This is a genomic window from Erwinia persicina (assembly GCF_014838825.1).
Lineage (GTDB): Bacteria > Pseudomonadota > Gammaproteobacteria > Enterobacterales > Enterobacteriaceae > Erwinia > Erwinia persicina_A.
In genome coordinates, this window is the sequence record NZ_JACYMO010000001.1 from 113658 (window position 1) to 132233 (window position 18576).

18 protein-coding genes and 2 tRNA genes are annotated in these 18576 nt (G+C 53.7%); 5 read left to right on the forward strand and 15 right to left on the reverse strand.

The window, feature by feature from the left end:
- Positions 1 to 46 precede the first annotated feature (46 nt).
- Entirely contained in the window at positions 47 to 1051 is a 1005-nt protein-coding gene (locus tag IFU29_RS00535) for a L,D-transpeptidase family protein (RefSeq protein WP_191932191.1), read from the forward strand.
- 126 nt (positions 1052 to 1177) lie between these two features.
- Here the strand turns inward: IFU29_RS00535 and IFU29_RS00540 are convergent, their stop codons facing one another.
- From IFU29_RS00540 to IFU29_RS00560, 5 genes are all read right to left on the reverse strand, one after another.
- Positions 1178 to 1414, reverse strand: coding sequence for a major outer membrane lipoprotein (locus IFU29_RS00540; RefSeq protein WP_034895178.1), 237 nt, complete (start codon positions 1412 to 1414; stop codon positions 1178 to 1180).
- 305 nt (positions 1415 to 1719) lie between these two features.
- The gene (pykF, locus tag IFU29_RS00545) at positions 1720 to 3132 is read right to left on the reverse strand and encodes a pyruvate kinase PykF (protein WP_191932192.1); all 1413 of its coding nucleotides are present in this window, start codon (positions 3130 to 3132) and stop codon (positions 1720 to 1722) included.
- Between the two features lie 391 nt (positions 3133 to 3523).
- Positions 3524 to 3600 (reverse strand) — tRNA-Val (locus IFU29_RS00550).
- 50 nt (positions 3601 to 3650) lie between these two features.
- A tRNA-Val gene (locus IFU29_RS00555) sits at positions 3651 to 3727 on the reverse strand.
- Between the two features lie 147 nt (positions 3728 to 3874).
- Complete coding sequence (locus IFU29_RS00560) at positions 3875 to 5248, reverse strand: MATE family efflux transporter (protein ID WP_191932193.1); 1374 nt, start codon at positions 5246 to 5248, stop codon at positions 3875 to 3877.
- A gap of 282 nt (positions 5249 to 5530) precedes the next feature.
- Between IFU29_RS00560 and IFU29_RS00565 the strand changes: the two genes are divergently transcribed.
- Complete coding sequence (locus IFU29_RS00565) at positions 5531 to 6196, forward strand: riboflavin synthase subunit alpha (protein ID WP_191933078.1); 666 nt, start codon at positions 5531 to 5533, stop codon at positions 6194 to 6196.
- Between the two features lie 46 nt (positions 6197 to 6242).
- Here the strand turns inward: IFU29_RS00565 and cfa are convergent, their stop codons facing one another.
- Positions 6243 to 7391, reverse strand: a complete 1149-nt coding sequence (gene cfa / locus IFU29_RS00570) for a cyclopropane fatty acyl phospholipid synthase (RefSeq protein ID WP_191932194.1) — start codon at positions 7389 to 7391, stop codon at positions 6243 to 6245.
- Positions 7392 to 7720: 329 nt separating this feature from the next.
- A complete protein-coding gene (punC, locus tag IFU29_RS00575; protein ID WP_191932195.1) occupies positions 7721 to 8914 on the reverse strand; it encodes a purine nucleoside transporter PunC in 1194 nt (397 codons plus the stop codon).
- Between the two features lie 113 nt (positions 8915 to 9027).
- Here punC and punR point away from each other — a divergent pair, with 113 nt between their 5' ends.
- Complete coding sequence (punR, locus tag IFU29_RS00580; RefSeq protein ID WP_191932196.1) at positions 9028 to 9945, forward strand: DNA-binding transcriptional activator PunR; 918 nt, start codon at positions 9028 to 9030, stop codon at positions 9943 to 9945.
- A 10-nt stretch (positions 9946 to 9955) separates the two neighbouring features.
- Here punR and purR read toward each other — a convergent pair whose 3' ends face one another.
- Positions 9956 to 10981, reverse strand: a complete 1026-nt coding sequence (gene purR / locus IFU29_RS00585; protein WP_191932197.1) for an HTH-type transcriptional repressor PurR — start codon at positions 10979 to 10981, stop codon at positions 9956 to 9958.
- Positions 10982 to 11275: 294 nt separating this feature from the next.
- On the opposite strand from purR, the gene cydH reads away from it, so the two are divergent.
- Positions 11276 to 11365 (forward strand): cytochrome bd-I oxidase subunit CydH, encoded by a 90-nt coding sequence (gene cydH, locus IFU29_RS00590; RefSeq protein WP_118664219.1) that lies wholly within the window; start codon positions 11276 to 11278, stop codon positions 11363 to 11365.
- A gap of 55 nt (positions 11366 to 11420) precedes the next feature.
- Here cydH and IFU29_RS00595 read toward each other — a convergent pair whose 3' ends face one another.
- The gene (locus tag IFU29_RS00595) at positions 11421 to 12293 is read right to left on the reverse strand and encodes a C40 family peptidase (protein ID WP_191932198.1); all 873 of its coding nucleotides are present in this window, start codon (positions 12291 to 12293) and stop codon (positions 11421 to 11423) included.
- Between the two features lie 385 nt (positions 12294 to 12678).
- Between IFU29_RS00595 and IFU29_RS00600 the strand changes: the two genes are divergently transcribed.
- Positions 12679 to 13017 carry a Grx4 family monothiol glutaredoxin gene (locus IFU29_RS00600; protein ID WP_191932199.1) on the forward strand — a complete coding sequence of 113 codons (339 nt, stop codon included), beginning with the start codon at positions 12679 to 12681 and terminating at the stop codon, positions 13015 to 13017.
- A gap of 69 nt (positions 13018 to 13086) precedes the next feature.
- Here the strand turns inward: IFU29_RS00600 and rnt are convergent, their stop codons facing one another.
- From rnt to IFU29_RS00630, 6 genes are all read right to left on the reverse strand, one after another.
- On the reverse strand, positions 13087 to 13749 hold the full coding sequence (gene rnt, locus IFU29_RS00605) for a ribonuclease T (RefSeq protein ID WP_191932200.1): 663 nt from the start codon (positions 13747 to 13749) through the stop codon (positions 13087 to 13089).
- A gap of 101 nt (positions 13750 to 13850) precedes the next feature.
- Positions 13851 to 14258, reverse strand: a complete 408-nt coding sequence (gloA, locus tag IFU29_RS00610; RefSeq protein ID WP_062743648.1) for a lactoylglutathione lyase — start codon at positions 14256 to 14258, stop codon at positions 13851 to 13853.
- Positions 14259 to 14344: 86 nt separating this feature from the next.
- Complete coding sequence (locus IFU29_RS00615) at positions 14345 to 15445, reverse strand: alkene reductase (protein WP_191932201.1); 1101 nt, start codon at positions 15443 to 15445, stop codon at positions 14345 to 14347.
- 43 nt (positions 15446 to 15488) lie between these two features.
- The gene (locus IFU29_RS00620) at positions 15489 to 16079 is read right to left on the reverse strand and encodes a TetR/AcrR family transcriptional regulator (protein WP_191932202.1); all 591 of its coding nucleotides are present in this window, start codon (positions 16077 to 16079) and stop codon (positions 15489 to 15491) included.
- Between the two features lie 38 nt (positions 16080 to 16117).
- A complete protein-coding gene (gene eptA, locus IFU29_RS00625) occupies positions 16118 to 17755 on the reverse strand; it encodes a phosphoethanolamine transferase EptA (RefSeq protein ID WP_191932203.1) in 1638 nt (545 codons plus the stop codon).
- 108 nt (positions 17756 to 17863) lie between these two features.
- Positions 17864 to 18508, reverse strand: coding sequence for an NAD(P)-dependent oxidoreductase (locus tag IFU29_RS00630; RefSeq protein WP_191932204.1), 645 nt, complete (start codon positions 18506 to 18508; stop codon positions 17864 to 17866).
- Positions 18509 to 18576 lie beyond the last annotated feature (68 nt).

Consider the following 18576-nt stretch of genomic DNA (forward strand, 5'->3'; position numbering starts at 1 on the left):
CGCTGCGCTAAGGTGGGGTGTTATTCACTTAAACCGAGAAATGTGCATGAAACTTTTTTACCGCATAGCCGGGATTTCTGTTCTTACTTTTCTTGCCGGAATGCAGGCTGCCAGTGCAACCGAGTATCCACTTCCCCCCGATAACAGCCGCCTGATTGGTGAAAACACCACCTGGGTCGTCCCTAATGATGGCAATCCGCTGGAGGCCGTAGCGGTAAAGTATCAGGTGGGCCTGCTGGGTCTGCTCGAAGCTAACCCCGGTACTGACCCCTGGCTGCCCAAAGCGGGCACGCAGCTGACCATTCCGACCCAGATGCTGCTACCTGATACTAAGCGCGAAGGGATTGTGGTTAACGTGGCAGAGCTGCGGCTCTATTACTATCCGAAAGGCGAGAACAAGGTGATCGTTTATCCTATCGGCATCGGCCAGCTCGGCGCGAACACCCCGGCGATGGTCACCAGCATCAGTCAGAAAATTCCCAATCCGACCTGGACGCCCACGCCGAATATCCGCAAGCGTTACGCAGCAGAAGGTAAATCTCTGCCGGGTACGGTGCCTGCGGGGCCAGATAACCCGATGGGACTGTATGCGCTGCGTCTGGCCTATGGTCAGCAGCATTATCTGATCCACGGCACCAACGCCGATTTCGGTATCGGCATGCGCGTCAGTTCAGGCTGTATCCGCCTGCGTCCGGATGATATTGAAGCGTTGTTCAACAGCGTGCCCAAAGGAACCCGCGTGCAAATCATTAATCAGCCGATCAAGTATGCGGTCGAACCGGACGGCAAACGCTATCTGGAAGTGCACCAGCCGCTATCCCACAGCGAGAAGGATGATCCACAGACCCTGCCGATTGCCCTGACCGCTGCGGCGAAAAAGTTTATCAACAGTGATGACAGCGACCGTGCGGTGATCAAAGCCGCCATTAAACGGCGCTCGGGGATGCCGGTTCTGGTTAACGAAGGAGAAAAGGTGGGGCAGGATGGGGAAGTGCCCGCCAGCGTGCTTCAGCAGCCTTCAGAGGCGGTGAAAGAGAAACCTGCGTCGTAACCTGCTAATGGCTTCGGCATCGCTGATAGGGGGTTATGGAGCGTTCAGGAAGGGGGTTCGCCCCCAAGAGCTGTAACAGGCAAAAAAAATGGCGCACAATGTGCGCCATTTTTAAAACCAGAACTCTTACTTACGGTAAGAGTGAGCCTGGTTGTCCAGACGCTGGTTAGCGCGTGCTGCGTCATCTTTAGCAGCCTGAACGTCAGAACGGATTGCGTTCACGTCGTTGCTCAGCTGGTCAACTTTAGCGTTCAGAGTCTGCACGTCGGTAGACAGCTGATCGATTTTAGCGTTGCTTGAGCAACCAGCCAGCATAGTTGAAGCCAGGATTACCGCGCCCAGTACCAGTTTAGTACGATTCATTATTAATACCCTCTAGATTAAGTTAATCTCCATGTAGCGTTACAAGTATTACACAAAGTATTTTCTAATGAGAATAATTTTTTGATGAGAACGTGCTTAAATTTGATCGTTCGCTCAAAGAAGCATCTCATTTCCACTATTTTACAAAAAACGAAGCGAAAACAGGCGATTTTAATCAGCAGGTCGGTCACTTTTAGGGTGATTAAATCGTTAATTTCGATTGGACGCTTTGTGAAACCCCTTTGCGCAAGTTGTAAAAAAAGCGCCACTCAGGACGCTTTTTCACTACAAGGCGTAATCTTTCATTACAGAACGTGGACTGACGCCGTATTAGTGGTGCCGCTTGGTACCAGCGCACCAGAAACCATGACCACCACATCGCCCTTCATCGCGAATCCGCTCGCTTCCGCTGCTTCTTTACCCAGACGATAGAAATCGTCAGTGGATGCGATCTCACTTACCACAGAGGTAATGATACCTTTACTGAGCAGTAACTGACGAGCCGTCTGTTCGTTGGTGGTCAGCGCAAGAATGGTCGCATTCGGGAAATACTTACGAATAGACTTGGCTGATTTGCCCCCTTCGGTGGCGACAACGATCAGCGGCGATTCCAGTTTTTCAGCCGTTTCTACCGCACCACGACAGACGGCTTCAGTGATGCGCATTTTACGGTTGTCATGCTGGGAGTCGATACGGCTTTTCATCACGCGGTCAGTACGCTCACAGATGGTCGCCATGATGGTGACGGACTCCAGAGGGTATTTCCCTTTGGCACTTTCACCCGAGAGCATCACTGCATCGGTTCCGTCGAGGATGGCGTTAGCAACGTCACCAGCTTCTGCACGGGTTGGGCGCGGGTTTTTGATCATGGAGTCGAGCATCTGGGTAGCGGTGATAACCACTTTGCGTGCACGGTTACATTTTTTGATCATCATCTTCTGCGCGAAGATCACTTCTTCAACCGGGATTTCAACGCCGAGGTCACCACGAGCGACCATGATACCGTCTGAGGCATCAAGGATTTCGTCGAAGTTGTTCAGACCTTCCTGGTTTTCGATTTTAGAGATGATCTGGATATGCTCGCCGCCGTGCGCTTTCAGGTGCTCACGAATTTCAAGCACGTCTGAACGCTTACGGATGAACGAAGCAGCGACAAAATCGACACCCTGTTCACAGCCGAAGATCAGGTCCAGTTTGTCCTTCTCAGCCAGGGCAGGCAGCTGGATGGATACTCCCGGCAGGTTAACGCCTTTGTTCTCACCCAGGTCGCCGTTGTTCAGCACCTTACATACCACGGTGCTTTCGGTCACTTCGATCACTTCCATGCCGATCAGACCATCGTCAACCAGAACGGTATTACCGATTTTCAGGTCAGCAGCAAAGCCTGCATAGGTCACCGCCACCGTATCAGCATTGCCGATGATGGTCTGGTCAGTGGTGAAGGTAAAGGTCTGGCCCGCTTTCAGGGAGGCATCGTTGCCGCCTTCCAGTTTCATGGTGCGGATTTCAGGGCCTTTAGTATCAAGCAGGATCGCCGCCTGGTGGCCGCTTTTGCTCATCACTGAGCGCAGATTGGTAATGCGCTGGCCGTGTTCTTCATAATTCCCGTGGGAAAAGTTCAGACGCATCACATTCATGCCGGCATCAAGCAGGTTGGTCAGCATCTCTTCAGATTCGGTTTTTGGACCGATAGTACAAACGATTTTAGTCTTTTTCATGACGATTTATCTATTAAGTTGTGATGGATGATTAAAGATGTATCCCGGCGGTGGATCCACCGGAGGAGAAAATTTGTGTTATGAGAATGGCGATACAGGGTAAGGATAGGTGACAGAATGAAAGCGTGCAGGGTAAGTGAAGACGCGGTTTCGGCGCAGGCGCAATAATGTGTTGCGCAACAGGTACTCGTTTTAAATTGAGGGGCAACCATACGCTGAAACCATTCAAGTGAAACAACGTCCCGTATTATAGTCGCTAAGTGTTCGAAAACCAATTAAAAAGCGTGAAATAGCACGCAGGAGTGATACGCATCAAGTTCGTTGCGCAAACTGACCGGACGTAAGGTTAATCTTAAAGGTTGTCGGGGGAAGGTAAATCAGGGAGAGAGAGTGGTGCGTTCTAGAGGACTCGAACCTCCGACCCCCACCATGTCAAGGTGGTGCTCTAACCAACTGAGCTAAGAACGCATTTCTTCATCTTTTCTGCCATCAGCCTGTTGGCTGCGTCAGCGAAAGTGTGGTGCGTCTGAATGGACTCGAACCATCGACCCCCACCATGTCAAGGTGGTGCTCTAACCAACTGAGCTACAGACGCACTGTGCTGTCTGGGTGACAGCGGGGACGAATATTAACGGCACAGTAGGCGACTGGCAAGGGGAAAAATGATTTTTCCGTCTGATTGCTGCGCATCTGTGCGAAGCGCAGCAATTTTAATCACCTGAAAGCGAAATGTGCCGAAAAATTAACGTGCTGCGCGGGCCATAATCACCTCAGCGGGCTGCCGTTGCAGACGGCGCATCCGCCAGATCATCATCACCGCTGAAGACGTCAGGCCGATAATGAAACCGGTCCAGAATCCGGCTGGCCCCATGGCCGGAACCACCCAGTCGGTCATCGCCAGCACATAGCCACTGGGCAAGCCAAGCACCCAGTAGGCGACGAAGGTGATAAAGAAGATCGCGCGCGTGTCCTTGTAACCGCGCAAGATACCGCTGCCGATCACCTGAATCGAGTCCGAGAACTGATAAATCGCCGCCAGGAACATCAGCTGAGCGGCCAGAGTGATGACCTCCGGATTATCCGTATACAGCAGCGCGATCTCCTTGCGGAAGGTGATGGTGAACAGGGCGGTCAGGCAGGCCATGCCAATACCCACTGCCTGCGCGGTCCATGCTGCCACCCTGGCACCTTCAACCGACCCCTGACCCAGACGGAAACCGACGCGGATGGTCGTGGCCACGCCGAGAGACAGCGGCAGGACAAACATCAGGGAACTGAAGTTCAGGGCGATCTGATGACCGGCCACTTTGACAATCCCCATCGGGGACACCAGCAGGGCGACTACGGCAAACAGCGTTACTTCAAAGAAAAGCGCCAGCGCAACCGGCAGACCCAGTCCGGCAAGGCGACGCAGGGCTTTCCAGTCCGGTGGACTGTAACGGGTCGGCAGGTGGATATCGCGCATCGATTTGGCACGGTTAACCCATGCCTTCATGGCAATGAACATGACCCAGTAGACCGACGCTGTCGCCACGCCGCAGCCGACGCCACCGAGTGCGGGCATGCCGAAATGACCGTAAATAAAGATGTAGTTGACCGGAATGTTGACCAGCAGGCCAAGGAATCCCATGACCATCCCGGGCTTGGTTTTGGACAAGCCTTCACACTGGTTACGAGCCACCTGGAAAAACAGATACCCCGGCGCGCCCCACAGCAGAGCGTGAAGATAGCCGATAGCCTTTTCAGACAACACCGGGTCAACATTATGCATGGCACCAATCAGGTAGCCTGCGTTATACAGCACCACCATAATCAGTACGGAAACCATCGCCGCCAGCCAGTAGGCCTGGCGGACCTGGTGGGCAATACGTTCCCGACGGCCTGATCCGTTGAGCTGGGCGACTACCGGTGTCAGGGCGAGGATCAAACCGTGACCAAAGAGAATCGAGGGTAACCAGATGGAGGTACCCACGGCAACGGCGGCCATATCCGTGGCGCTAACGGCACCGGCCATTACTGTATCGACAAAGCCCATGGAAGTTTGCGCAACCTGCGCAAGGATCACCGGAATAGCCAGGGCTAATAACTGACGCGCCTCTGAGAGGTACTTCTGCACACATACACCTTTTAATTTTCTCCGTCCCTGTTCACGCAGGCGAGTGACAGCGTAACGGCAGGACGGTAATGGTTTTATTCATGACACTGCTTAAGAAAAACGGCTTTCAGCGATGATATCAGCAGAGCAGGCGCCCCAGTTTAGTGATAGCAGAGGAAATAGCCAATGTTATGACAAAAGAATAGCTCTTTGTGTCACGCAATTATGCGGTGCTTTATTTGGCTTTGCCACGTTGCCAGGGCAAACTAAGGGCAGAAAAACACATTGATTGAGGCAACAGCTATGTTTACCGGTATTGTGCAGGGCACCGCAGAGGTGCTGGCAATTGACGAGAAACCTAATTTTCGTACCCATGTAATTAAAATGCCAGAAGCATTATTGCCCGGGCTGGAACTGGGCGCGTCTGTTTCGCACAACGGCTGCTGCCTGACGGTGACCGAGGTAGAGGGCGACCGCGTCAGTTTCGATCTGGTAAAAGAAACGCTGCGCATTACCAATCTGGGCGATTTGCAGGTCGGCGATACGGTGAACGTTGAGCGTGCAGCGAAATTCAGCGATGAAATCGGAGGGCATCTGATGTCCGGGCATGTGATGACGACCGCTGAAATCAGTAAAATACTGACCTCAGAAAATAACCGGGAGATCTGGTTTAAGCCGCTGGATGCCAGCCAGATGAAATATATTCTGCACAAGGGTTTTGTCGGTATTGATGGCATCAGCCTGACGGTGGGGGAAGTGACGCGGACAAAATTCTGTGTGCATCTGATCCCGGAAACACTGATGCGCACCACGTTAGGCAGCAAGCGGTTGGGTCATCGCGTCAATATTGAAATTGATCCGCACACCCAGGCGATAGTCGAAACCGTTGAGCGGGTGCTGGCACAGCGTGAGGCCTCGTTACTGGCGGCCGCAGCCAGCGAACTGCGGGATGAAAGTCACCAGGATTAGCAAAGTATCAGGGCGACATATCGTCGCCCTGTTTGCACACGCCGGTCTAGCGTGCGACCCGTAACCCACCCTGTATACCGTGGGTAAAGACCACCTGCCAGAGCTGAATATCCCTGGCGCGAAAGGCACCGGCACAGGCATTCAGATAGTAAGTAAACATCCGTTTAAAGCGGTCGCCATATTTATCCGACAGCGCTGGCCATGCGTCAAGAAAACGCTGATACCACTGCATCAGGGTCAGATCATAATCCGCGCCAATATTGTGCCAGTCTTCCATAACAAAAAACGGCTCACTCGCATCCGCAATATGACGAACTGATGGCAGACAGCCATTGGGGAAAATATATTTATCAATCCACGGGTCAACATTATTGTCGGTCTTATTGGCACCAATGGTGTGCAGCAGGAAAATACCCTCAGGTTTCAAATTACGGTTTACGACGTCGAAATAGGTAGCATAATTCTTGGGGCCGACGTGCTCAAACATCCCGACGGAGACAATACGATCAAACTGTTGGTTAAGATCGCGATAGTCCTGCAGTTGGATGGTGACGTCCAGACCTTCGCAGCGCGCCTGAGCCAGCTTCTGCTGTTCGGCTGAAATGGTCACGCCGACCACGCTGACGTTAAAGTGACGCGCAGCATATTCGGCCAGCCCCCCCCAGCCGCAGCCGATATCCAGCAGCGACATGCCCGGGGCCAGCTGAAGCTTTTCGCAGATCATCTGCAGCTTCGCTTCCTGGGCTTCTTCCAGCGTGCTGGCCTGCTTCCAGTAACCGCAGGAGTATTGCATATAGGGGTCGAGCATCCGGGTAAACAGGTCGTTACCCAAATCGTAATGCTCTTTACCGACAATCCACGCGCGCCTGCGGGATTGCAGATTTGTCAGGCGGGCAGCAGCGACGCGAAGCGTGTCGCGAAAATGGTGGGGGAGTTGTTGATCGAGCTTCGCGGACAGCACGCGCTGGAAGAAAATATCCAGCCGGTCACACTCCCACCAGCCATCCATATAGCTTTCACCTAACCCCAGCGAACCTTCCTGCAGCACACGCTTAAAAAAGTCGGGGGTAGCGATGCGGATATCCCAGCTACGGGTTCCGTTAATTTCAATATCTGCTTTGCTCAACATCTCCTGGACGATGCGATACCACTGATTATCTTCCAGGTTCACTTCTTCTATGCACGATGAACTCATAGCTTCCCCATCACCCTGTGTGATTGAAACCTGAGAAAAAGAATCGTCTTTCCTGCAGGTTTGTGAGAGCACTTGTGGCGCATGCCACAGTCTGATATCCGACGTTAAAAGAGGCTTGATATGAAATTAGCAGAGGTCGCAAAAATGTCACGCGGAAGAACACTTCGACAACCCTGTCAGTATGCAACAGCAGCGATGACCGGAGGTCATCGCCAACTTCAAAAGTGTTGTGTATTTGTTATTTTATAATGCGCGATAAATTATAGGCTGAGGCCTGAGAATATTCAACGCATTATTGTTAGGGTGCTAACTAAGTATTATCTGAGCATTTAGCGGGATTCTTCCGCTGTCTGCCAGGCCTGTTTTTGCTCTGCGCTGCGCTGCGCAAGGTAACCGGCAATGGCGAGGAAGATCGTGCCTGCCATCACCAGCGTGGTGGTATACAGTGCGGACTCGATCCACGTCGACACGACCATGCTGGCCAGGAAGCAGAGGCCAAGCTGGAGCATGTTTTGCAGTGCCGCCGCTTTGCCTGTCGCATGAGGAAAAGGCAGCAGGGCACTGGACACCACGATAGGATAAATAGCACCATTCGCCATCGCCATGCCGCAGAAAGGCAGCAGCAGGGCAAACAGCGACGGTTCAGGCTGCAACGCCACCAGATAAATAGCCGCAATGCTCAGGCTGTAAAATGCCAGCAGCCAGGGCAGTAGCTGACGTCCGGCAAAGCGATTAAGCAGGGCGCGGCAGCTGAACCCCCCAATCAAAAACGCCACCGTCTGGGGGACATAGCTCAGGCCGATATCACCGGGCGAGAGGCCTAACTTGCCCAGAATAAACGGCGATCCGGTGAGCCAGGCAAAGAAGCTAGCGGAGCAGGCGGCATAAATTGCCACATTGCCACTGTAGAGGGGCGATTTCAGCAAGGTAAAGAAGCCAGGCGCGGGCGTTTTCACCGTGTCTTTGACAACGCGGGAAGGCGATGGCAGGCGCAGCGTTGGGATCAGCAGCATCACGCTTATCACCAGCAGTGCGACGAAGATAGCGCGCCAGGAAAAGTGCTGTAACAGCCAGGCTCCCAGCAAGGGTGCCAGCGCGGGAGACAGCGCCACCAGCGGCATAATCGTGGCAAATACGCGATTGGCCTGCGCACCGCTGTAGCGATCAACGACCAGCGCCTGCCAGCTGACGGCCGCTGCACATACGCCGACGGCCTGCACAAAGCGCATCGCCAGCAGCCAGGGTGCCGACTCCACCCACAGCATGGCGGCGCAGCCAATGGCGAACAGGCTGAGACCCATCACCAGCACGGGCTTACGGCCGATGCGGTCAGAGAGCGGGCCCCAGACCAGTTGCGCACAGGCAAAACCGGCAAGGAAAATACTCAGGCTGGCGCTGATGGCACCGGCTTGGGTGCCCAGATCCTGCTGCATTACGCCAAAAGCGGGGAGGTACATATCGGTGGCAAGAAAACCCAGCATACTCAGTATGGCCAGGTAAAACATAAATCCTTTGGAACGCATGGTTTTTAACTCTTATCAGACAATTTTTTCACGTGCGCAGTGTAATCCCGTGCCGAGTGCGCTGTGAAACGCTATTATTCGTCTATTGCAGTGAAATAATTTGAAGGCAAGTTATGTGGTCTGAATATTCTCTCGAAGTGGTTGACGCTGTCGCCAGAACGGGCAGCTTTACCGCCGCAGCGGCAGAGCTTCATCGCGTGCCATCTGCGGTCAGCTACACCGTTCGCCAGCTTGAGGAGTGGCTGGCTGTGAGCCTGTTTGAACGCCGCCATCGCGACGTGGTATTGACCGAGGCGGGTCGCGTATTCAGTGAAGAGGGGCGGGCTGTTATCAAAAAAATGCTTGCCACGCGAACCCGCTGTCAGCAGGTGGCAAACGGCTGGCGCGGGCAGATTAACATTGCGGTGGACAGGATTGTACGGCCGGCGCGCACGCGTCAGCTGGTGGTGGATTTTTATCGTCATTTCCCGGACATGGAGCTGCACATCATGCCGGAGGTGTTTAACGGCGTCTGGGATGCGCTGGCTGACGGTCGCGTGGACGTGGCAATAGGCGCAACCCAGGCCATTCCTGTGAGGGGGCGTTTTGCCTTTCGCGACATGGGCAGTCTGAACTGGCGCTGCGTAGTCCAGTCCCAACATCCGCTGCACCGTTACGAAGGCGCGCTGAGTGAAGCGCTGATCCGCGAATGGCCCTCGCTGGTGCTGGAGGATACGTCGCGGGCGCTGCCGAAGCGCACAACCTGGACGCTGGACAATCAGCGGCGGCTGGTGGTACCGGACTGGGAAAGCGCATTCGACTGCCTGCGTGCCGGGCTGTGCGTCGGGATGGTACCGGGGCACTTTGCCCAGCCCTGGCTGCAACAGCAGGTGCTGGGTGAGCTGACGCTGGCCTCGCCGTTTCCTGACAGTCCCTGCTACCTCAGCTGGTCTGAGCACAGCGCCTCACCGGCGCTGAACTGGTTGCTGGCCTATCTGGGCAATACCGAAACGCTGAATGCAGAATGGCTGAGTGAACAGCCCGGGATCTGATGCGCGGATATTAACGGCGATAGTCGCGGAAGGGGCCGTCGGCAACGGAGCGGCGTTCGATCAGTGAAGGATGCACTTCAATCGTCTGCTGCTCTTCACGTTTGCTGGTGATGCGGTCAAGCAGCATATCAAAGGCTGTTTCCCCCAGACGCTCTTTTGGCTGGTGTACGGTGGTCAGCGCCGGGGTGAAGTAACGGGCGTTGCGCACGTTATCATAACCGATCACCGAAATATCCTGCGGTACGCGCAACCCCATCTCGTCCGCTGCGCAAATCGCACCCATCGCCATAATATCTCCCCCACAGAAGATCGCCGTCGGACGCTGCTTCTGTGACAGTATTTGCTGCATGGCGCGGTAGCCAGATTCCGGTTCAAAGTCGCCCTGTACCAGCCATTCATCGCGCAGGGTAATCCCGGCTTCAGCCAGTGCTTTCAGGAAGCCCGCATGGCGACCGCCGCCGGTATTGCGTTCCAGCTGTCCCGGGATCGCCCCGATATCACGATGGCCGCGCTCGATCAGATAACGCCCCGCCAGATAGCCGCCTTCAAAAGCGTTATCGAGCACGGTATCGGTAAAGTCTCCGCGTGACTCGCCCCAGTCCATCACCACCATTGGAATATTACGGTTCTCTTCCAGCATGGCTATCAGGGGGTCAGGATATTCTGAACACATGACCAGCAGGCCATCGACACGCTTCTGCGCCATCATCGACAGATACGCCTGCTGCTTTTGCAGATCGTTATGCGCATTGCCGAGGATCAGCGTATAGCCTTTAGCAAAGCAGCGGTTTTCAATCGCTTCAATGATTTCGGCAAAGTAGGGGGCTTCACTGGATGTGGCCAGCAGCCCGATGGTTTTGGTGTGGTTCACCTTAAGACTGCGGGCAACGGCGCTGGGGGAATAATGCAAAGCTTTAATTGCCGCCCATACCGCTTCGCGCGTCTCTTCGGCTACAAAGCGCGTTTTGTTGATGACATGGGACACGGTGGTGGTGGACACACCGGCACGCTTTGCCACATCCTTAATTGTTGCCATTAAAATCCTACTCCTGGTGTTATCGTAACGTACTGATAACAAGTTGGTTAAACGTTTGCCTGCGCGCCGCTATTGCTGCCCGACGAGAACGATCTGGGGTGCTGTCTCAAAGATTCGGGGAGGGGTAAAATCATCCGTAGAGTGACATGCAGCGCTGACTTAAAACGTTTCCGGGCGTGTTGCGCAACGGAAAGGAATAATTCTAACAAGGCTGGGCGCAGAAAACGAGATTTTTACGGGTAAGTATGGGAAAATCTGTTGGCTTACACATTGCAGGGTTATTAAGGAGAAAATATGAACACCGATATGAAAATGACAGCGCTGGCGGTGGTGGGTTCACTGCTGATGATTATTGCGTTTAGTTTTACCGCAGTCATGCACTAAGTCCGGCCCGGGAGGAGGTGACCCCTCCCGTATACCCATCACGCTGACGGCACAGTTAACGAATTGTCTTCGGTGTCATCACCCGGCGTGCGCCGATGTAATGCTCCTGCCAGTAATCTTCACTCAGTGCACTGACCTGGATATCTTTACCGGTGCGCGGAGACTGAATAAATTTGCCCCCACCCAGATAAACCCCTACGTGGTCGGCCGTGCCGCGACCGTTAATGCGGAAGAAGACCAGGTCCCCTTTTTCCAGCTGATCGCGTTTGACCGAGGCGGCATCGCGCAGGTGATACATTTCATTTGCCGTACGGGGGATTTTGAACTTCACCAGATCTTTGTAGGCGTACCACACCAGACCGCTGCAGTCGAAGCCGGTTTTAGGTGAGGTACCGCCCCACTGATAGGGTTTGCCGAGTTGCCCCATCAATTTTGTCATCGCTGTTTCGCGCGCTTTTTGATAGCGGGCGCGGTGGGCTTTACTCAGTTTCAGCGGGCCTGAAAGCTGCGCGTCATCGCGTTGCGCAACTTTGCGCCCGGCGCGATCGCGACCATAGTGCTTCTTGTCGGCTTTTTTGTTGGCGGCGATTTTTTTGCTTAAGGACTTTTTCGTTACTTTAGCCGTGCGCAACGGTTTTGCCGCCACTTTACTCCTGGCTTTTTCTTTGAGTTTTTTTGCCGGCACCAGACGTGCTGTTTTAGCGGCGGTCTTCCTGGCGGGTTCTTTTGCTTTTTTACTGACCGGTTCTTTCACTTTTTTCGTGGAGGCGGTCTTGACCGGGCGGCGTTTGCGACGCTCATCTTCACGTGCGGTAGTGCGATCGGCTTTTTGCTGATTCGCATTAATAGGGGTATGTGGCGATGCGTGCGCCATATTGAAGAACAACTGGGTGAAAGCCAGTATGCAGAGCGTGATGAGTAAACGCATCGTTCCCATTAACAGTTTGTGCGCTGCAAAAGGTCGCAACGGAGTCAGAAAAGGCATTTCTGCGCGAAGGCAGAAGGTTAGGGCAATTCTAATCTAACTTCTTAACAAAGGGTAAGGTCTTTTTTGTTTCAATAATACAGATCAAGTAAATGGCGCAAAATTGAACGGTATCAGTTGTTTATCTCAGCAGTAAACGCAAAGCGGGCGCTAACTTGTGCAGCAGCGATGATAAGAAAATGTTATTTTGTTTCCCTGTTTTGTTCTCAGGTCACATTTTTACCCTTTCGCCATGTAAAAATGTCATTTTCATCACCCGGACAGAGTCGCTACAATAAGCAGGCTGCGCCTAGCCTACACATGAAGTATTGTATTGAGGAAGACATTTATGAGTACTGTTGAAAAAATTCAACGCCAGATCGCTGAAAACCCTATTCTGTTATACATGAAAGGTTCTCCGAAACTGCCAAGCTGCGGTTTCTCTGCTCAGGCCGTTCAGGCACTGTCTGCCTGCGGTGAGCGTTTCGCGTACGTTGATATTCTGCAGAACCCTGACATTCGCGCAGAGATGCCAAAATATGCTAACTGGCCAACCTTCCCACAGCTGTGGGTGGACGGTGAGCTGGTCGGTGGCTGCGACATTATTATTGAAATGTACCAGCGCGGCGAACTGCAGCAGCTTATTAAAGAGACGGCGCAAAAATATCCGTCTGATGCTGCTGAGTAAGCCAGGCAGCGTGCCGGCATAAAAAAACCGGGCCTTTTCAGGCCCGGTTTTTTTTACGACGTGATGGCGTTACGCTTCGCTGTCGTTATGTGCCGTATCGGCTGGCAGCGGCCAGCCGCCAAGCCGTTTCCAGCGGTTCACCAGCTCACAGAACAGATCAGCGGTCTGCAGGGTGTCGTACAGGGCAGAGTGCGCCTGAGCATTATCAAACGGCATTCCCGCTGCGGTGCACGCTTTTGCCAGAACCGTTTGCCCCAGTACCAGCCCGCTCAGGGCCGCCGTGTCAAAAGTGACGAAGGGATGGAAGGGGTTACGCTTCATGCTGGCGCGTTCGGCGGCGGCATTGACAAAGTTCAAGTCGAAGGTGGCGTTATGCGCCACCATGATCGCCCGGCTACAGCCGCTCTCTTTAATGCCTTTACGCACCAGTTTGAAAATGGCGTGCAGCGCGTCGTATTCACTGACCGCGCCACGAAGCGGGTTTTCGGGGTCAATACCGTTAAATGCCAGCGCCTCAGGTTGCAGAACTGAACCGACAAAAGGCTCGACGTGGAAATGGAGGGTCTCATCCTTTTCCAGCCAGCCGTTGTCATCCATCTTTAGCGTGACCGCTGCGATTTCCAGTAAGGCGTTAGTTCTGGCATCGAAACCGGCGGTTTCAACATCAATAACGACTGGATAAAAACCGCGAAAACGGCTGCTAAGGGTATTCAGTTCATTCGATTCAGACATCAGCTTCTCACAGGGGAAAAAAGGCAGCGCGCATTATGGCAAATTTTGTCGGGGGATGCAGCAGGGAGGGAGGTCGGGTGCCCAAAAGGCACCCGAAATAATTACTGTCCGATACCGTTACCGGCGTGTTTGTTTTCGATAAGCTCAATTTTGTAGCCATCGGGATCTTCAACAAACGCAATCACTGTGGTGCCGCCTTTGACCGGGCCGGCTTCACGCGTGACGTTACCGCCGTCGTTGCGGATACGATCGCAGGTGGCAGCGACATCATCCACGCCCAGCGCGATATGTCCGTACGCATCGCCCAGGTCGTAGCTGTCCACGCCCCAGTTATAGGTCAGCTCAATCACCGCCCCTTCGCTCTCTTCGGTGTAGCCGACAAAGGCGAGGGTGTATTTATACTCGGTATTTTCACTGGTGCGAAGCAGGCGCATGCCCAGCACTTTGGTATAAAAATCAACGGAACGTTGCAGATCGCCAACGCGCAGCATGGTGTGAAGTAAACGCATAACATCCTCTTTTATCGGCGTCATCAGACGATGACGGAAAAATGCAGTATAGCGGCAATGCCTGCCGCTGCGAACTTTTGGCGTGATTAACCGAGGAACGGATAGTCGGTATAGCCTTCCGCACTGCCGCCGTAAAAGCTTTCCGGCTTCGGTTCGTTCAGCGGCGCGTCAGTTTTCAGCCGGGCGACTAAATCCGGGTTAGCAATATAGCTACGACCAAATGCCACCGCATCAATCAGCCCCTGCTCAATCAGATCTTCCGCTTTTTCAGCCGTGTAGCCCCCTGCACCGACAATCACGCCCGGGTACACAGCGCGGATCGCCTGACGGAATTCGTGGGTGTAAGGTTTTCCACCGGCCCAGTCTGGTTCTGAAATGTGCAGATAAGCCAGCTGACGTTTTGCCAGTTCAGCAATAAAGTACAGTGCCGCTTCTTCCTGATCTTCACCATTATCCAGACCGTTAAACGGCCCCAGCGGAGAGATACGGATACCAATACGATCCGCGCTCCAGCCGGCAATGGCAGCATCAACGACTTCCAGCGCAAAGCGGGTGCGGTTTTCGATGCTGCCACCGTACTGGTCATCACGCTGGTTAGATGCCGGAGAAAGGAACTGATGGATCAGGTAGCCGTGAGCCGAATGAAGCTCTACCAGGTCAAAATCGGCTTCGCGGGCGTTGATAACGGCCTGGCGGAAGTCATTAACGATACCCGTCACTTCTTCTGTGCTCAGCGCGCGTGGCGTTGAGGTGGCTTCACGAATTGCTTTGCCTTCTGCATCGCGCAGGGAGGTGCGGGTTTCCGCGTTGATTGCCGACGCGGAAACCGGGGCTTTGCCGTCAGGCTGGACGCTGTTGTGGGAAATACGGCCGGTGTGCCACAGCTGTACAGCACTGTGTCCGCCTTCCTGATGGATGCCCTCGTTGATGGCTTTCCAGGCACCGATCTGTTCGGCAGAGTGAAGACCGGGTGCTCCGGCATACCCTTTCGCCTGGAAGCTGATCTGGGTGGCTTCAGTGATAATCAGCCCGGCAGTCGCGCGCTGGCGGTAATATTCGCCCATCAGCGGAGTGGGGATATCGCCGGGTTCAATGCTGCGCAAACGCGTCAGTGGTGCCATAAAGATGCGGTTAGGCACGGTGATGGCACCGGTTTTCAGCGGGGTAAACAGCGTGTTCAGTTTCATAACTTACTCCTGGTAGACCGGTCGACTAGTTAAGGTGTTTTTTTTAATCTTCACGAAGAATTCGTGTCATTTCCTGCCAGGCATGGCGCAACGGCGCATGGTCACGGCAAATTTTACTTTGCAGACTGGCACCCAGCCACAACATATAGAGCGTCTGCGCACAGGCGGCGCATTCGATATGGCGTGACAGGGTACCCTGCTGCTGTGCCTTATCGAGAGCACCTGTCAGTGTGGCAATCAGCGCGGCAGAACCGGCATGTAATGCACTGCGCATGGCTTCAGACAGGTCGCAGACTTCAGCCGATAACTTGACCGAAAGACAGCCAGCAAAGTGGCTCTCCTGGCAGTGAGAAAGCGACTGGGAATAATAGTCCAGCACGCGCTGGCGGGCGTTATCCTGATGGTCGTCAAGATACGCCTGCAGGCGCAGGTGATAGCGTGCGAAGTAGCGTTCCAGCATCGCCACGCCAAACACTTCTTTGGACGGGAAATAGTGGTAGAACGACCCCTTTGGCACCTCAGCTTCTTTCAGCAGGGCGATCAGGCCCATGCCGTTAAACCCGGACTGAAGGCAGAGCCGTTCACCGGTATCAAGCAGATGTTCACGTGTGTCAAAGCGGGTCGTTTTATTCATCGCAGCAGAGTACTAGACCGAACGGTCGGTTTCAACCCTTAATGGTTTTGACGACACGATCGGATCATATCCAGCGCGGGTTGATACTCCCGGGTTTGCACATTCATCATCCCCAACAGGGTATGAAAAATATTGTCCTGAGAGACATCATCCGTCTGCGCCTGTTTCTGCAGGCACTGCTGATCGATGTCAAACGCCGTCGCGTAATCCCCTGACATCCAAAGTAATAACGGAATATGTGTCTGCTGACTCGGGGCGAAGAGGTAAGGGGTACCATGAAGATACATACCGTGCTCACCCAGTGATTCACCGTGGTCAGACAGATAAATCATCGCGACATTGTATTTATCACCCCAGGATTTCAGCAGAGTTATCGTGCTATCCAGCATGGAATCCGTATAGAGAATGGAGTTGTCGTAGGTATTAACCAGCGCCTGAGGATCGCAGTCCTGAATCTGATTGCTGTCACAGGTCGGAGTAAACTGTCGACTTTCCGCCGGATAACGCAGGTAATAGGCCGGGCCATGGCTGCCCATCTGATGCAGAACAATGACCGTGTCATCTTTCACGCTGCCAATATAATTGTTCAGGCGGTGCAGCAAAACGTCATCAAGACAATAATCCGTTTTACATAATTCGCTCACCCGCCATTGGGTCATATCCGTATGAGGTACGCGGTCGCAGGCCCCTTTACAGCCCCCGTCATTTTCTCGCCACAGCACATTGACGCCCGCGTGGGCCATCACATCCAGTAGCCCTTCCTGATGGTGTGCCAGATTAGCGTTATATTGTTGACGCGTCATATTGGAAAACATGCAGGGAACAGAGATCGCTGTTTCTGTGCCGCAGGAGGTGGCGTTACGGTAATAAATGACATTGTCGCGCTTCAGCTTGGGATTTGTCTCGCGGGCGTAGCCCCCCAGCGAGAAGTTTTCTGCCCGGGCCGTCTCACCCAGGACAAAAATCACCAGCGTTTTCTTTTTCTCGCCGGCTAACACCGGACCTTTGTGCGCATCCAGGCCAATTTTTACCAGCGCCTGACTACCGGCAAACCAGCGATTGTCCGCGTAGTGCCCGATACTGCTGACCACGTTAGGCGGGGTGACCATCTTAACCAGCCCCTTATTGTTGCGGATCATCGAAGCATAGTCCTTGTAGAACAGCGCAGCGATCAGCAGCACAATGAAGATGGCTGCCAGTGACGTCACCAGTCGCCAGACGATCGACATCCACCAGGGGCGATTATTTTCAATCCGCGTCAGTACAATTAGTGCCGCAGGCAGTACGCCCAGCAACAGCATCCACAGCAGATATTTCATGCTGAACAGGGCGGTCGCTTCCTGCAGGTCGGTTTCAAACACGTTCTGGATCATATTGGTATCGATCACCGTGCCGAAGCTGTACATAAAGTAGTTAGCGGCGGCGCTGGCGACGATCAGGATCAGCAGTAAAGGCTTGCGTATCCAGGGAAGCGCAATGACATTAAAAATCAGTAAAAAGGCGCAGAACAGCACGACAGGAAGGGTGGCAGCATACAGATAATCGTGCAGACCCTGATAGGGGATGATTTGCCATGCCCGTGCAATAAAAAGGCCGTTAAGTATCAGCGTAAAAAAGAGAGCAGCATAAATATTAAAGGTTATTTCGTTACAACGTAACTTTTTCAGGGCTTTCATGGGTGTCCGGCGTCAGAATAATCTTATTTAAGAGTAGCCGGGAAACCTTAAATAAACCTTAACTGCCCGTCAACAGGGGAAAGGCCCGCCAGCGACGGGCCAGAGGACTTAGTAGGCCGCAGTAAACTGCTGTCGGATATGCTGAGGCTGTTCAATTTCATCCAGGATGGCGACCGCCAGGTCAGCGACGCTAATCGAGCCCGGCTTATCACCGTCCATCAGCAGCGAGGTGGTGCCCAGACGGAACTGTGCGGTGCGGGGGCCGGGCTGCAGCAGCGCCGCCGGAGAAAGATAGGTCCAGTCCAGCGCCTGCTCTTCCGCCTGAAGCTGATTACGCAGCGCACGAGCGCCCAGCGCCCCCGGTTTGATATTGGCAGGGAAAGCTTCGGTATCAACCAGTTCTACGCCGGGTGCCACTTCCAGACTGCCTGCGCCGCCCACCACTAACAGTCGCTTAACTCCGCTGTTTTTAACCGCTTCAAGGATTTTCTGACTGCCGCGGGTGAATTTTTCGAACAAATCGCTCTCTTCCCAGCCCGGATTATAGGCGCTGATCACCGCATCCTGGCCTTTGAGTATACCTGCCAGCCAGGCACTGTCATGTACGTCGCCTTTTGCCACGCTCAGTCGGGTGTCGGCGGGCAGATTTTTACCCGAACGGGAAATGGCCGTCACCTCGTGGCCGCGTGCCAGCGCTTCTTTTACTACGTCAGGACCGACAAAACCGGTTGCACCAATGATAGTGATTTTCATGCGTTCATTCCTCTGTAAGGTGTGGATTGAACTTTACTGCTTAACAGTTACGTTGATAAGTGGCATAT

What these genes read in the sequence shown, in the direction of transcription:
- cydH (WP_118664219.1), top strand. Translation starts at nt 11,276, where the DNA reads ATGAACACCGATATGAAAATGACAGCGCTGGCGGTGGTGGGTTCACTG.
- IFU29_RS00595 (WP_191932198.1), bottom strand. Translation starts at nt 12,293, where the DNA reads ATGCGTTTACTCATCACGCTCTGCATACTGGCTTTCACCCAGTTGTTC.
- purR (WP_191932197.1), bottom strand. Translation starts at nt 10,981, where the DNA reads ATGGCAACAATTAAGGATGTGGCAAAGCGTGCCGGTGTGTCCACCACC.
- eptA (WP_191932203.1), bottom strand. Translation starts at nt 17,755, where the DNA reads ATGAAAGCCCTGAAAAAGTTACGTTGTAACGAAATAACCTTTAATATT.
- IFU29_RS00600 (WP_191932199.1), top strand. Translation starts at nt 12,679, where the DNA reads ATGAGTACTGTTGAAAAAATTCAACGCCAGATCGCTGAAAACCCTATT.
- punC (WP_191932195.1), bottom strand. Translation starts at nt 8,914, where the DNA reads ATGCGTTCCAAAGGATTTATGTTTTACCTGGCCATACTGAGTATGCTG.
- gloA (WP_062743648.1), bottom strand. Translation starts at nt 14,258, where the DNA reads ATGCGTTTACTTCACACCATGCTGCGCGTTGGCGATCTGCAACGTTCC.
- cfa (WP_191932194.1), bottom strand. Translation starts at nt 7,391, where the DNA reads ATGAGTTCATCGTGCATAGAAGAAGTGAACCTGGAAGATAATCAGTGG.
- pykF (WP_191932192.1), bottom strand. Translation starts at nt 3,132, where the DNA reads ATGAAAAAGACTAAAATCGTTTGTACTATCGGTCCAAAAACCGAATCT.
- IFU29_RS00535 (WP_191932191.1), top strand. Translation starts at nt 47, where the DNA reads ATGAAACTTTTTTACCGCATAGCCGGGATTTCTGTTCTTACTTTTCTT.
- IFU29_RS00630 (WP_191932204.1), bottom strand. Translation starts at nt 18,508, where the DNA reads ATGAAAATCACTATCATTGGTGCAACCGGTTTTGTCGGTCCTGACGTA.
- IFU29_RS00540 (WP_034895178.1), bottom strand. Translation starts at nt 1,414, where the DNA reads ATGAATCGTACTAAACTGGTACTGGGCGCGGTAATCCTGGCTTCAACT.
- IFU29_RS00615 (WP_191932201.1), bottom strand. Translation starts at nt 15,445, where the DNA reads ATGAAACTGAACACGCTGTTTACCCCGCTGAAAACCGGTGCCATCACC.
- IFU29_RS00620 (WP_191932202.1), bottom strand. Translation starts at nt 16,079, where the DNA reads ATGAATAAAACGACCCGCTTTGACACACGTGAACATCTGCTTGATACC.
- punR (WP_191932196.1), top strand. Translation starts at nt 9,028, where the DNA reads ATGTGGTCTGAATATTCTCTCGAAGTGGTTGACGCTGTCGCCAGAACG.
- rnt (WP_191932200.1), bottom strand. Translation starts at nt 13,749, where the DNA reads ATGTCTGAATCGAATGAACTGAATACCCTTAGCAGCCGTTTTCGCGGT.
- IFU29_RS00565 (WP_191933078.1), top strand. Translation starts at nt 5,531, where the DNA reads ATGTTTACCGGTATTGTGCAGGGCACCGCAGAGGTGCTGGCAATTGAC.